We start from the raw sequence: 14,304 nt of genomic DNA, 5'->3' as shown, positions 1-14,304 counted from the left end.
GACTCCCGCTGGCCCTACTTCCAAGGTGCGGATCTTTTTTGCCTCCCTACGCACTCCGAGAATTTCGGCCTCGCCGTGCTGGAAGCCTGCCAGGTCGGCACTCCCGCGCTCACCACCACCGAGACGCCATGGGCGGAACAACTCTCCGCTGGTCGCGGTTTCATCGGCCAGCCCACCGTGGACAGCATCCGCCAGGTCCTCGCCGCTTTTTTTCAACAGCCGCGCTGGGACGCCGCCCGGCGAAACGCCCTCTCCGACTGGGCCCACGCCAACTACGACTGGAAAAACCTCGCTCAAAGGTATCTCGCCTTTTACGAAAACATCCTTCGGCCCCTCTAGAAACTGCCACTTGGCAGGCCCCGGAAAATTCCCCTTGCCACCAGCCACAGGCAAGGGCATTTTCCACCCCTCTCGCACGGGGTCTTAGCTCAGTTGGTAGAGCGCCTCAATGGCATTGAGGAGGTCACCGGTTCGAACCCGGTAGGCTCCACTTCCCTGCGATAGAGACGGATAAAGAGGACGGATCCGCTCTTGAATCCTGCAGCGGCGCACGCGCACAATGCGCGCCCACTTCCCCACCCCCTCTCCTCCCATGAAACGCCGCGCCTTCCTGCAAAACACCCTCGCCGCCTGCCTCGGCGCCACCGCCCTTGAGACGACTGCCCACGCCGCGTCAGATACGACCGCCAAAGGCCGCGACCTCTACGAACTCCGCATCTACACCCTCAAGGCCGCGAAAAAGCCGCTGCTCGACGACTATCTTGGCAAAGCCTTCATCCCCGCGCTGAAACGCCTCGGCATTGGCCCCGTCGGTGTCTTCACCGAAAGCGTCGACCCGGAAAAGCTGGCCGTCTACGTCCTTGTCGTTTTCTCGTCCGCCGGGCAATGCGTCACCCTTCCCGCCCGGTTGGCCGCGGATGCGGAGCATCAAAAAGCGGGCGCCGATTATCTGGCCGCCACCGCCGCCGATCCCGTCTACGAGCGCATCCAGAGTTCGCTCCATCTCGCCATCGAGGGCATGCCCAAGCTGGCCAGGCCCGACGCGAGCCAGCCGCACCTGCTCAACCTGCGCATCTACGAGAGCCACAATGAACGCGCCGCCGCCAAGAAGATCGAGATGTTCAATACGCACGAGTTGCCCATCTTCCAGCGCGTGGGCCTGACTCCGGTGTTTTTCGGGCAGACCCTCGTCGGCTCCAGCATGCCCAATCTCACTTACATGCTCGTCTTTCCCGATGACGCAGCCCGCAAGGCGGCCTGGGGGCGCTTCGGCGCGGACGATGACTGGAAGAAGCTCAAGGCCATGCCCGAATACGCCGACAAGGAAATCGTCTCGAAGATCACCAACAAGATCCTGACGCCGGAGAGCTACTCGGAGATTTGATTACTTCCTGAAGCGCTCCGCCCCGCCGCCATTTCGTCCGCTTTCATGAAACGCCTCGCACCTCTTTTCGCCCTGCTCTTGTTTGGTTGCGCCAGCGTTTCCTCGGTCCCCCAGCGCATCGCCTTGCTCCACGTCGGCATGACCCAGCAGGAGGTCACCGGCCTGCTTGGCAAGCCGCGCACAACCAACAGCACGGGCGCCCTGACCGTCTACGATTACTATTTCACCGAATCGCAGGTGGCGCTTTCCTACTACGTGATCATCGGTCGCGACGGACGCGTCCGCTCTTTCGGGCCGAATTGATCCTTTTTCTCTGATCGAATCCCGGGCTGACAAAATTCGCTTGCGCTGGTATACCAGTGGTATTTATATACCCGCCTCCCGCCCCGCTCGATGCCCACCAACCCCCTCCGCGATCAAGCTTACAAGCACATCCACGGCAAACTCCTCGCCGGGGAATTGCCCGCCGGTCATGTCATCTCCGAGCACTCACTCGCCCGCGAGATTGGCATCAGCCGCACCCCGGTGCGGGAAGCCATCCAGCGCCTGGAGCAGGAAGGCGTGCTCGAGCAGGTGCCCCGCTACGGCACCATCGTCCGCCGCCCGGAACGCCGCGACCTGGAGGAACTCTACCAGCTTCGCGAAGCGCTCGAGCCCTACGCCGTCGCCCAAGCCGCCGGCCGACTCAGTCCGGAAGACCTCGTCACCCTCGGCAAGCTCTGCGACGAGATCCGTTCCATCGCCACTTCCCTGAAAAAAGCGCCGCGCGCCGTGCTCAATGCCACGCTCATGCGCCGCGTGCTTTCCGCCGACCTCGGTTTTCACATGGTCCTTCTCCGCGCCTCCGGCAATCGCCGCTTGATGAAAATCATCGCCGATTCACGCGTGCTCACCCGCATCTTTGGCACCCCGCGCCAGGAACACGATCTCGCCATCCTCGAGGAAACCTACCGTTATCATAGCGGGATCCTCGACGCCGTGAAACGCGGGCAAGCCGATCGTGCGCGCCAACTCATGGCCGGGCATATCGGCGCCAGCATGCGCGAAGCGCTCGAGTCCTACGATCACGCGCAAGCCGCGCCGGACACGCGCTCCATCCCCCTCGGCCTGCCCGACGATTTGCTCGCCGATCTCCAACGTATCGAGCGCTCCCCAGCGCAGGCGGCCCGCAAATCCCGCCGCCCCAAAGCCTGACCCCTCCCCAACAAATGAACTCCTCGCGTTTCTTCACGCTCTCCTGCCTCGTCCTCACGTCGCTCCCCAGCCTCGCGCTCGAGCCGCTGCACTACAACAATCCCGGCCTCACCGTTGATCTCAGCGTCGGTCTGTGGGCCGATCCGCTGCCCATGGATTTCGACGGCGACGGGCACCTCGACCTCCTGGTCAATTGCACCGACAAGCCGTACAACGGCCTGTATTTTTTCCGCAACGCCACCGGCGACACCGCCACCAACAAGTTTCCGATTTTTCAACCCGCGCGCCGGATCGGCAAGGCCACCACCAACGTGCAGGTCAGCTATCTGAGCGGCCAGCCGCTGGTCCTCTCCCCCGCCACCACCTATCCCGATTTTTCCCGCACCGGGCTCGACAAGCCGCGGAAGCTCGCGCTGCCCGCCAATGTGCATGCGCAAAATGTCCGTGGCAATTTCTGGAAGTACGTCGACTTCGATGGCGACGGCAAAACCGATCTCGTCGTCGGTGCGGATGATTGGACCGACTACGGCTGGGACAACGCCTACGACGCCGCCGGCAAGTGGACGCACGGCCCCCTGCACGGCTACGTCTACCTGCTCCGCAACAGCGGCACGAACGAACAGCCGGTCTACGAATCGCCGGTCAAGATCCAGGCGGGTGACAAGCCCATCGAAACCTTCGGCTGGCCGTCGCCCAATTTCGCGGACTTCACCGGCAGCGGCAAACTCGACCTCATCTGCGGCGAGTTCCTCGACGGCTTCACCTACTTCGAAAATATCGGCACCCGTACCGCGCCGAAGTACGCCCCGGGCCGCCGCTTGAAAACTCCCGATGGTCAGCCGGTCGCCATGGACCTGGAAATGATCATGCCCACGGCGATGGATTGGAACAAGGACGGCCACATCGATCTCGTCGTCGGCGATGAAGACGGACGCGTCGCCCTCATCGAGAACACCGGCCAGCTCAGCGCCGATCACACCCCGATCTTCCTGCCGCCCCATTACTTCCAGCAGGAAGCCGATCTCGTGAAATTCGGCGCGCTGGTTTCACCAGTCGGTGTCGACTGGGACAGCGATGGCAGTATCGACATCGTCTGCGGCGACAGCGCGGGCTACATCGGCTTCATCAAAAATCTCAGCGCTCCCGGCGTGGAGAGTCCCAAGTGGGCCGCACCGCAATACCTCGAAGCCGATGGCCAGCGCATCCGCATCATGGCCGGTCCGAATGGCAGCATCCAGGGCCCGGCCGAGGCAAAGTGGGGCTACACTACCCTCAGCGTGGCGGATTGGGACGGCGACGGCTTGCCCGACCTCATCGTCAATTCCATCTGGGGCAAGGTCGTGTGGTATCGCAACATCGGCACCCACAAGGCACCCAAGCTCGCCGCCGCGCAACCGATCGAAGTCGAGTGGGACGGCCCGGCGCCGCAGCTCGCCTGGGGCTGGCAGAAGCCGCAGGGCAAGGCGCTCCTCACCCAATGGCGCACCACGCCTTATGCCGTCGATTGGAATCAAGACGGGCTCATCGACCTCGTCATGCTCGACCAGGAAGGCTACCTCGCCTTTTTCGAGCGCGCGAAGCGCGACGGCAAACTCGTGCTGCTCCCGCCCCAGCGCGTCTTCTGCGACGAGCATGACCAGCCCCTGCACTTCGCCACCGGCGTCGCCGGCAAAAGCGGCCGCCGCAAATTCTGCCTCGTCGACTGGGACGGCGATGGCGCGATCGACATCCTGATCAACAGCGGCAATGCCGAATTCTGGAAGCAGACCGGCCAGCGTGACGGCAAATGGATTTTCAAGAACATGGGCAACCTCGACCCGCTCATTCTCGCCGGGCACGACACCAGCCCCACCACCGTCGACTTCAACCACGACGGCATCCCCGACCTGCTCCTCGGCGCCGAAGACGGCCACCTCTACTACCTCAAAAACCCCCGCACGAAATGAAACACCTGCTCCTCTCCCTCCTCGCGGTTCCGGCCTTCGCGGCCGACCTCTCCACCCAACCCGGCTTCGTCAAAGCGGAGTTCATTTACGAGAGCGCACCGTTCCCGAGTTGCCACGCCTCCACCATCGTGCAAACCAAAAGCGGCCTCGCCGCCGCGTGGTTTGGCGGCACGAAGGAAGGTGCGCCCGATGTCGGCATCTGGCTCTCGCGCCAGCGCGACGGCAAATGGAGCGAGCCGGTCGAAGTCGCCACGCGCGTGCTCGACGATGGCCAGCACTTCGCCTGCTTCAACCCCGTCCTCTTCCAACCGCCAAATGCTCCGCTGCTGCTCTTCTACAAGGCGGGCGGCACCCCCGCCGGTTGGACCGGTTTCCTGAAAACCTCCACCGACGAAGGCGCCACCTGGTCGGCCCCCGCGACCATTCCCGACGGCTTCGTCGGCCCCGTGAAAAACAAACCGGTGCTGATGCCCGACGGCTCCATCCTCTGCGGCTCGAGCATGGAGTCGCCGGAGAAACCGAGCAAATGGCGCGTGCAATTCGAGCGCACCGCAGACCTCGGCAAGACGTGGACCAAGACCGAGTTCCTGAATGACGGCCTGGAGATCAGCGCGATCCAGCCGAGCATCCTTTTCCTCGGCGGCGACAAGCTCCTCTCCATCGGTCGCACCCGTCAGTCACGCCTCTTCCGCATCGAGTCCGACGACGCCGGCAAGACTTGGGGCAGGATGACGCTCACCGACCTGCCCAATCCCAACTCCGGCACCGACGCCGTCACCCTCCGCGACGGTCGCCACCTGCTCGTCTACAATCACACGCCCAAAGGCCGCTCCCCACTCAACGTCGCCGTCTCCTCCGACGGTCAGACATGGCAGGCCGCGCTCGTGCTGGAAAATCAGCCCGGCGAATACAGCTATCCCGGCGTGATCCAAACCTCCGACGGCCTCGTCCACATCATCTACACGTGGAAGCGGCAGCGCATCAAACACGTCGTCGTCGATCCTGCCAAACTGGTGGTGGCCCCCATCGTGGATGGCGCATGGCCGTCCACGACAGCGGCCACTCCCGCCGGGAAGTAGCTCTCCAATTTATGCGCGGCATCATTCCTCCGATCATTACTCCGCTGCATTCGCGCGACGAACTCGACGTCGCTGGCTCGAGCGGCTCATCGAACACATCCTCGCCGGCGGGGTGCACGGGCTCTTCGTCCTCGGCACCACCGGGGAAGCACCGAGCCTGAGCTATCGCCTGCGTCGCGAGCTGATCGAGCGCACCTGCCGCCAGGTCGCGGGCCGCGTGCCCGTGCTCGTCGGCATCACCGACACGGCTTTCGTCGAAGCCGTGCACCTCGCCCAGTTCGCCGCCGAGGCCGGCGCGCAGGCCCTCGTGCTCGCGCCGCCCTACTACTTCCCCAACAGCCAGCCGGAGCTGCTCGAATACGTCCAGCACCTCGCGCCCGAACTCCCGCTCCCGCTCTTCCTCTACAACATGCCCACCCACACGAAGACCATCTTCGATGTGGAGACCGTGCGGCGCGCGATGGAGATCTCGAACATCGTCGGCCTCAAGGACAGCTCGGCCAACATGATCTACTTCCACCAGATCGTCGGCCTGCTGCCCGAGCGCCCCGAGTGGTCCTTGCTCATGGGCCCGGAGGAGTTGCTCGCCGAATCCGTGCTCCTCGGCGGCCACGGCGGCGTCTGCGGCGGCGCCAATCTGCAACCCCGCCTTTACGTCGACCTCTACGAAGCCAGCATCGCCCGTGATTTGGACCGCATTCGGACCTTGCACCAGCAAGTCATGCGCACCTCCTCCACGCTCTACCGCGTGGGCCGGCACGGCTCCGCGTTTATCAAAGCCATCAAATGCGCCCTCCATGAACTCGGCGTTTGCGAGGATTTCATGGCCGAACCCTTCCACCGTTTCCGCGAAGAAGAGCGCACCCGCGTCCGCACCGTCCTCACCGATTTGGGAATCGCGCCCGCCACTAGCTAGCAGCGCCGCGAAGTCCCACTTCCTAAATCCTAAATCCTAAATGCCTCTCGCCCTCGGTCTCGACTTCGGCACGGAATCCGTGCGCGCCCTGCTCGTCGATCTGCGCGGACGCGAGCACGCTTCCGCCGTTGCGCACTATCGGCACGGGCAGATCATCGACGCGCTGCCCGGCTCGAAAAAGCCACTGCCGCCGCACTACGCGCTGCAACATCCGCAGGACTGGCTCGATTCCGCCGCGAAGGCCACCCGCAGCGCCCTGCGCTCCGCGAAGGCCGGCGCCGACGATGTCCTCGGTATCGGCGTAGACTTCACCAGTTGCACCATGCTGCCCGCGTTGCGCGATGGCACCCCGCTCTGTCTCGTCGAGCGTTTTGCACGCGAGCCGCTGGCCTGGCCGAAGCTCTGGAAGCACCATGGCGCGCAGGCGCAGACCGATCGCATCAATCAGGTCGCCCGCGAGCGCGGCGAAAAGTTCCTCTCCCGCTATGGCGGCACCATCGGGCTCGAATGGTTCTTTCCCAAGATGCTCGAAACACTGGAACGCGCGCCGCGTGTTTACCAAGCCGCCGAGGTCTGGCTCGAAGCCGGCGATTGGTTTGTCTGGCAACTGATCGGCGGCGACGCCTCCGCGCTGCCCCGCTCCACCTGTCAGGCCGGCTACAAAGGCATGTGGAGTGCGGATGACGGTTACCCCAGCGAAGATTTTCTCCGCGCCGTCCATCCCAAGTTCGCCACCGTCGTCCGCGACAAGATGCCGGGGCGTCTCCTCGCGCCCGGTGTCTCCGCCGGCGGATTGACTCCCGCGATGGCGAAGCGCCTCGGCCTGCGCGAAGGCACACCCGTCAGCGCGGCGGTCATCGATGCGCACGCCGGCGTTCCCGGTGCCGGTGCCGCGGAACCGGGCACCTTCGTCATGGTGCTTGGCACCAGCTCCTGCCACATGCTCAACAGCGTGGAAGAGCGTTTCGTCCCCGGCGTCGCCGGTATCGTGCGCGATGGCATCCTACCCGGATTCGCCGGCTACGAAACCGGCCAGGCCGCCGTCGGCGACGCCTTTGACTGGCTGCGCCGTCTCACCGGCCAGCGCGACTTGCGTCAGCTTTCGCAAGACGCCGCCGCGCTCGCGCCCGGCGCGGATGGCGTGCTCTGCCTCGATTGGCTGAATGGTTGCCGCACCCCGCTCATGGACGGTTCCCTCACCGGCGCGTTCACCGGCCTGACGTTGCGCCACACACCTGCGCATCTCTATCGCGCGTTGCTCGAAGCCTCCGCCTTCGGCGTGCGCTGGATCGTCGATCTCTTGCGGGAACACGGCGTGCCCGTCAATCGCTTCGTCGCCACCGGCGGCCTGCCGCATCACAACCCGCTGGTCGTCGAAGTCTACGCCGACGTCCTCGGCGCGCCCATTACCGTGCATCCCAGCAAACACGGCCCCGCCCTCGGCGCCGCCATCCTCGGCGCCCTCGCCGCCGATGCCTTCCCATCCCCCACCGCCGCCATCCGCGCCATGGCCACCGCGAAGTTCGCCCCGGTCATCAAACCAAAAGCCAAACATCGCGCCGCCTACGAACGCCTCTACTCCGATTATCGCAAACTAGCCGCGCACTTTTCCGCAGCGCCCTCCAGCCCGTCATCCTGAGCCTGCGAAGGACCTCTGATCTCTGCCTTTCCTCACCAGCATGGCAAAAGATGCCAGAGCGATTTCAGAGGTCCTTCGCAAGCTCAGCTCAGGATGACGGCAGTTTTTTCGACTTCCAACCTCTCACCCCATGAAGCCCACCAAACTTCCACCCAAAACCGCCTACCTCATCGCCAGCGGCGATCTCCGTCTCAGCGCCAATCAGGTCTGCTGGCCCGCGCAGCAAAAGATGGAAGCAGCCCTCGCCAAGGCCTTCGCCGCCCAAGGCTGGAAAATCCAGCGCGCCCATCCCATCGATCGCGCAACCGGCCACGGCTTCATCAACTCGCAAAAGATGGGCATGGAAGTCTTCCGCCATCTCGACCCCGACTCCCAGCTCATCGTCGCCGAGGCGGTGTGGCAATATTCCCATCACGTCCTCGCCGGCCTCACCACGCACCGCGGCCCGATCCTCACCGTCGCAAATTGGAGCGGCATGTGGCCCGGCCTCGTCGGCCTGCTCAATCTCAACGCCTCGCTCACCAAAGCCGGCGTGCGCTACTCCACATTGTGGAGCGAAACCTTCGCCGACGCCTTCTTCCGGGACGGCCTCGCGGAATGGCTCACCACCGGCAACGTCACCCACGACCAATCCCATGTCCGCGATCTCGCGCTGCTCAAGCTGCCCGCGGAAGACGAGCGCCTCGGCCGCGACTTCGGCCGCCGGCTGCGCCGGGAAAAAGCCATCCTCGGCGTCTTCGATGAAGGCTGCATGGGCATGTTCAACGCCATCATCCCCGACGAATTGCTCCACCCCACCGGCCTCTTCAAGGAACGCCTCAGCCAGTCCACGCTCTACGCCGCGATGCGCACGGTCAGCGACGCCGAAGCCGACAAGGTCATCGCCTGGCTGATGAAGCGCGGCCTGCAATTCAAGTTCGGACCGAACGAAGAAACCGACCTCACCGAGGCCCAGGTGCGACAGCAGGCGAAGATGTATATCGCCGCTGTGCGCATCGCGGATGAATTCGGCTGCGCCGCCATCGGCATCCAATATCAGCAAGGCCTCAAGGACCTCGCCCCCGCCAGCGACCTCGTCGAAGGCATGCTCAACAACGTCGACCGCCCGCCCGTCTTCACTCACGACGGCCAACGCGAACTCTTCCAAGGCGAAGCGCTGCCGCACTTCAACGAGGTCGACGAATGCGCCGGCCTCGACGGCCTCGTGACCTATCGCCTGTGGCGCGAGCTCGGCATGGCCCCGGAGAACACCCTGCACGATCTGCGCTGGGGCGGAGACTTCGACGGCGAGTACGTCTGGGTCCTCCTCATCAGCGGCGCCGCGCCGCCCGCCCATTTCATCGGCGGATGGAAAGGCGCGAGCAGCGAACGCCAGCCGCCGATGTATTTCCGCCTTGGCGGCGGCACGCTCAAGGGCGTGAGCAAACCCGGCCACATCGTCTGGAGCCGTGTCTATATTAGCGGAGGCAGGCTCCACGCTGACCTCGGCGTCGCCGAAGTGGTCAAATTGCCCGAAGCCGAAACCGCCCGCCGCTGGCGCGAAACCACGCCGCAATGGCCGATCATGCACGCCGTGTTCAAGGGCGTGAGCCGCGACCAGATGATGGCCCGCCACAAGTCGAACCACATCCAGGTCGTCTACGCGCCGAACGAAAAGCAGGCCCACCGCGCCACCCGCATCAAAGCCGCCGCCCTCGCCGAACTCGGCCTCGAAGTCCATCTTTGCGGCGACGTGCGGCTGGGCGGGTAGGGTGGGTATTCACGCTGGAGGCTGTGAAATAAGCCGCTCCCTCCTTTATGTCATTCTGAGCGGAGTGTAACGCAGTCGAAGAACCCCGTCGCTCTACCAGCGATACGGCTGGTTGTGCGACGGGATCCTTCGACTTCGCTCAGGATGACATAAAGGAGGGAGCGTGGTCTCTTGAACTGGGATCCCAACTGCTAAGTTTACCGGTATGCCGCCGATGCTATAGTGAAGGTGTGCCAGAGGAGGGCACTGCGGATTTCGGAGTGGGACGGACAGGCATTTCGACAACGACAAGCAATATGAGTTTTCCTTATTCCAACGACGATTCATCACCCGTCCGGCGGGCTTGGCAGCCCGGCAGTCGCCTTCAATCGCACCCAGTCGTGCCTAATCGTGCCGGATTTTTTCTCCAGCGCTCCCCAATCCGACGCAATTCGGCTCAAGGCGAATCAAGCCCAATCAAGGTAAATCAAGCCTGCCAAATTTTCCCAAACCCGTCGTTCCGCGCAAAAGTCCCGGTGGCTCAATCCCACTGGGCTCCCACTCGGCTCCCACCCGCGTTTACTCTGGGAATCCCACCGGATCCCACTCGATCCCACCCGTAAATTTTGCCGTGCTCCTCTCCCCTCGCCTATCTGTAGGCCCACCCGGAAATCCCTTTGCAGCCTCCCACCACCGCGCCTAGGCTCCCCGCCCCTATGATTGATCTCGCCACACTTCCCGATGCCCACGGCCATTTTGGGCCCTACGGTGGAATGTTTGTGCCGGAGACGCTGATGACCGCCCTCAACGAGCTCACGGAGGAATACTCCAAGGCCCGCCAGGACGCGACCTTTCAGCGTGAACTCTCGTGGCTCCTCCAGGAATACGCCGGGCGCCCCACCCCGCTCTATTTCGCCGAGCGGCTCACCCGCGAACTCGGCGGGGCGAAGATTTACCTGAAGCGCGAAGACCTCCTCCACACCGGCGCGCACAAGATCAACAACGCCCTCGGCCAGATCCTGCTCGCCCAGCGCATGGGCAAGAAGCGCATCATCGCCGAGACCGGCGCCGGCCAGCATGGCGTAGCCACCGCCACCGTCGCCGCGCGCGCGGGACTGGAATGCGTTATCTATATGGGCGCGGTCGATGCCCAGCGCCAGGCGCTCAATGTCGCCCGCATGAAATTTCTGGGCGCCAAGGTCGTCGAGGTCACCGCCGGACAGCAGACGCTGAAGGAAGCGATCAATGAAGCGATGCGCGATTGGGTGACCAACGTGCGCACCACCCATTACATCCTCGGCAGCGCGCTCGGCTCGCATCCTTATCCCATGATGGTCCGCGATTTTCACCGCGTGATCGGCGACGAAGCGCGCCAGCAGGTCCTCGCCCGCGAAGGCCGCCTGCCCGATCTGCTCGTCGCTTGTGTCGGCGGCGGCTCGAACGCCATCGGCCTCTTCTGGCCTTTCCTCAACGACGCCGAAGTCCGGATGATCGGGGTCGAAGCCGGTGGCCGCGGCATTCGCAATGGCGACCACGCCGCGCGTTTCCAAGGCGGCAAGCTCGGCGTGCTCCAGGGCACGAAGACCTACCTGCTCGCCGACGACGACGGCCAGATCCAGCTCACCCACTCCGTTTCCGCGGGTCTCGATTACGCGGCCATCGGGCCGGAACACGCCTACCTGCGCGACCTCGGCCGGGTCGATTACGCCTTCGCCACCGATGACGAGGCGCTCGATGCGTTCCAGAAGCTGTCGCGCATCGAGGGCATCATCCCCGCGCTGGAATCCTCGCACGCCATCGCCCATGTCCTGAAAGTCGCGCCGGCCATGCCGAAGGAAGACATCATCATCGCCAACCTCTCCGGTCGCGGAGACAAGGACGTGGCCCAGGCCGCCGAATATCTGCTGAAGTAGCCGCCCCGGGGGTATGGAATCGACCTTCGCTCCACCTCCCGCCACCGACTTTTCTCCGGGGCCGGACGCGCTGACGCCCGAGCCCGCTCCGGCCGCGGCGGCCGATACCATCAGCGTCATCCCAGCGCAGATCGCGGAGCAAATCACGATCGGTCCCGTCGCCGCGTGGGTCATCGAGCGGCCGCTCGATGATGCCGCGCGCCAGCACAAGGGCTCCAATCCGGTGCTGCTCCTCGATGGCCAGCACGATGCCGGGCGGCAGGAAAGCTATGTGCGCCGGGTCACGCGCCTCGACACCATCAGCGCCGTTCACCAGGCGAGCCAGTGGCGCCTCGATTTCGATCCCGCAACGCAACGGATCACGATCCATTCGCTCCTCGTGCGCCGGGGCGACCACTCCGTCGACAATGCCCAACCGGATCGTTTGCGCGTGCTCCAGCGGGAGTCGGGCCTGGAATCCTTGATCCTGCATGGCCGGCTCACGATCGTCGTGATCCTGGAGGATGTGCGCGCCGGCGATATCCTCGACGCCAGCTACACGGTCCATTCCCAAGAGCGGATTTTCCCCGAACACTTCTGCCGGCTCACCTCCGTTCTCTCCTGCGCGCTGCGCGATTTCCATTGGCGCGTCTGCTTTCCCACCGGCCGTGCGATGCGGTGGAAGAGCAACGATCCGAAATTGACGCCGGCGATTCGCGAGGAGCAAGGCGCGACCGAGTGGTCCTGGCACCTGGAAAATCTGCCGGGCAGCGAACCGGAGCCCAATGTCCCCGGCTGGCATTTTGAAAACCCGTGGATCCAGGTCGCGGACTTTGCCTCCTGGGCGGAAGTGGCCTCGGGATTGGTCGCCGCCTGGCCGGAAGAACTGCAACACCCCGAAGTCCTCCGCCTGATCGCGTCGATCACCTCCGAGGCGGCCACCCCGGCGCTGCGCGCGGAGCGCGTGCTCACGTTTCTCCAGGATGAGATCCGTTACTTGAGCGTCGATACCGAGCTGGGCGGCCAGATTCCGGCCTCCCCAGGCGTGGTCCTCAAGCGCGGCTTCGGCGATTGCAAAGACAAGTCCTTCCTCGCCGCGCATCTGCTGCGGCTGCTCGGCATCCCGACGCGTCCCGTCCTGGTGGATACGGAGCTCCACCAATCCGTCGGCGACTATCTGCCCATGCCGGGCGCGTTCAACCACGTGATCGTCGAGTACGAGGTCGACGGCCGCCGCCGCTGGATCGATGTGACGCTGCCCTACCAGGGCGGTTCGGTCCTGTCGCGTCCGACCGCGCAATTCAAACTCGGCCTGCCGCTCGGCCCCGGGGTGGAAGACCTGGAGCCGATTCCCAGCGATGAATCGAACGATGGCCTGGAATTGCGGGAGACTTTTTTCCTCGATACCAGCGGACGCGCCTCGAGCCTGCGCGTGCAAGTCACCGCCACGGGACGCGAAGCGGAAAAATGGCGCCGCAGCCTCGCGCACGATGGCGTGGAAGCTTTCGCCCGCCAGCGGGAACTGTTTTACCAGCAGCTCTTCGCCGGCACGCAACGCGTCGGCAAGCTCGAGTGGCAGGACGACCGCGCGCACAATGAACTGGTGCTCGCCGAGGCCTTCGATCTGCGCGACGTCCTCTTTCCTACGCCCGACGGGAAATTCTTCCTCTTCCGGTTTCGCGCGCACGCCATCCAGTCGGTCCTCGGCTTTTTTGAATCCGGCAAGCGCCGGCACCCGTGGGAAATGCGCTTTCCCTGCCGCATCCGCCATATCATCGAGATGGACTCCTCCGGTCTGTCGCAAAACCTCGGCCGCAATGCCCATGTCGAGGCCAAAGCCTTTCGCTTCTCCTGCCATCTCGAGCAGCGCTCCGGCATGTCGTCCGTCACCTACCGCGTCCAGGTCCTCGCCGACCACGTGCCGGCGAAAGAATTCGAAGAGCACAAGGAAAAGGTGCGCGAGGTGTGGCCGCTCACCATCGTGATGGGACAGTTGCCACGCGGCTCGACGGTCCCGTGGAGGAATCGTGCGCCGGAAAACCTGCTCCCTCGAAGAATCCCTCGCGCCGCCCCGCCGTCCCTCGCGCAACCGTCCGGCACGGCGGAACCGGGCTCGCGCGCCGCGACCGATCCGGCTCCGGTCCCGTCTGGGGAGGTGGCGCCGCCGCTGGCTTCGAGGGCCTCCCTGGAAAAGGGCAGCGTGGTTCCCCGGCGCGACAAGCTCGCTCCCGCGAGGTTTCCGGCCGCGGTTCTCGAGCGGGGTGACGTCAAACGGCCCAATCCCCTGCCACCTCCGCGGCCTTCCGGACCGCCGCCCCTGCCGACCGCGCCGCCTCCCTTGGATCGCTCGATGCTGTCGCGCGGTCCTCGCCGGCCGCGCAGCCAGCGCCGTCAGCGGCGCCAGCGGCAGCATCTCTACTTTTTGATCGCGATCGCGATTGGCACCGCGCTCCTCCTTTTCATGGTCTACTTCCTCTTATCGTAAAGTGAGCTTCCTATCCGCCGCGGTTCGCCGTTAAACAAAG

Annotated in this window: 10 protein-coding genes, 1 tRNA gene and 1 pseudogene; all 12 read left to right on the top strand. The window is 64.5% G+C overall.

The annotated features are described in order from the left end of the window. On the top strand, positions 1 to 339 hold a 339-nt coding region (locus tag ABJF10_RS12015), incomplete at its 5' end, for a glycosyltransferase (RefSeq protein ID WP_348544814.1). A gap of 78 nt (positions 340 to 417) precedes the next feature. Next, a tRNA-Ala gene (locus tag ABJF10_RS12010) sits at positions 418 to 490 on the top strand. A gap of 102 nt (positions 491 to 592) precedes the next feature. Then, positions 593 to 1,384 (top strand): NIPSNAP family protein, encoded by a 792-nt coding sequence (locus ABJF10_RS12005; RefSeq protein ID WP_348544813.1) that lies wholly within the window; start codon positions 593 to 595, stop codon positions 1,382 to 1,384. A 45-nt stretch (positions 1,385 to 1,429) separates the two neighbouring features. Next, positions 1,430 to 1,687, top strand: coding sequence for an outer membrane protein assembly factor BamE (gene bamE / locus ABJF10_RS12000; protein WP_348544812.1), 258 nt, complete (start codon positions 1,430 to 1,432; stop codon positions 1,685 to 1,687). 90 nt (positions 1,688 to 1,777) lie between these two features. Then, on the top strand, positions 1,778 to 2,578 hold the full coding sequence (locus ABJF10_RS11995; protein WP_348544811.1) for a GntR family transcriptional regulator: 801 nt from the start codon (positions 1,778 to 1,780) through the stop codon (positions 2,576 to 2,578). A gap of 14 nt (positions 2,579 to 2,592) precedes the next feature. Then, on the top strand, positions 2,593 to 4,524 hold the full coding sequence (locus ABJF10_RS11990) for a VCBS repeat-containing protein (RefSeq protein WP_348544810.1): 1,932 nt from the start codon (positions 2,593 to 2,595) through the stop codon (positions 4,522 to 4,524). Beyond that, the gene (locus tag ABJF10_RS11985; RefSeq protein WP_348544809.1) at positions 4,521 to 5,603 is read left to right on the top strand and encodes a sialidase family protein; all 1,083 of its coding nucleotides are present in this window, start codon (positions 4,521 to 4,523) and stop codon (positions 5,601 to 5,603) included. The genes ABJF10_RS11990 and ABJF10_RS11985 overlap by 4 nt, the downstream gene beginning before the upstream one ends. Positions 5,604 to 5,614: 11 nt before the next feature. Beyond that, positions 5,615 to 6,519, top strand: a pseudogene (locus ABJF10_RS11980) (dihydrodipicolinate synthase family protein). A gap of 40 nt (positions 6,520 to 6,559) precedes the next feature. After that, on the top strand, positions 6,560 to 8,158 hold the full coding sequence (locus ABJF10_RS11975) for a ribulokinase (protein ID WP_348544808.1): 1,599 nt from the start codon (positions 6,560 to 6,562) through the stop codon (positions 8,156 to 8,158). A 130-nt stretch (positions 8,159 to 8,288) separates the two neighbouring features. Further along, the gene (locus tag ABJF10_RS11970) at positions 8,289 to 9,908 is read left to right on the top strand and encodes a fucose isomerase (RefSeq protein ID WP_348544807.1); all 1,620 of its coding nucleotides are present in this window, start codon (positions 8,289 to 8,291) and stop codon (positions 9,906 to 9,908) included. 695 nt (positions 9,909 to 10,603) lie between these two features. Then, a complete protein-coding gene (gene trpB / locus ABJF10_RS11965; RefSeq protein WP_348544806.1) occupies positions 10,604 to 11,800 on the top strand; it encodes a tryptophan synthase subunit beta in 1,197 nt (398 codons plus the stop codon). A 13-nt stretch (positions 11,801 to 11,813) separates the two neighbouring features. Then, on the top strand, positions 11,814 to 14,264 hold the full coding sequence (locus ABJF10_RS11960; protein ID WP_348544805.1) for a DUF3857 domain-containing transglutaminase family protein: 2,451 nt from the start codon (positions 11,814 to 11,816) through the stop codon (positions 14,262 to 14,264). The last annotated feature ends 40 nt before the right edge of the window (positions 14,265 to 14,304 follow it).

It is taken from the genome of Chthoniobacter sp., from assembly GCF_040003245.1.
Classification (GTDB): domain Bacteria; phylum Verrucomicrobiota; class Verrucomicrobiia; order Chthoniobacterales; family Chthoniobacteraceae; genus Chthoniobacter.
Note: the sequence above shows the minus strand (reverse complement) of the source record. Positions and strands in the feature narration are given on the sequence as shown.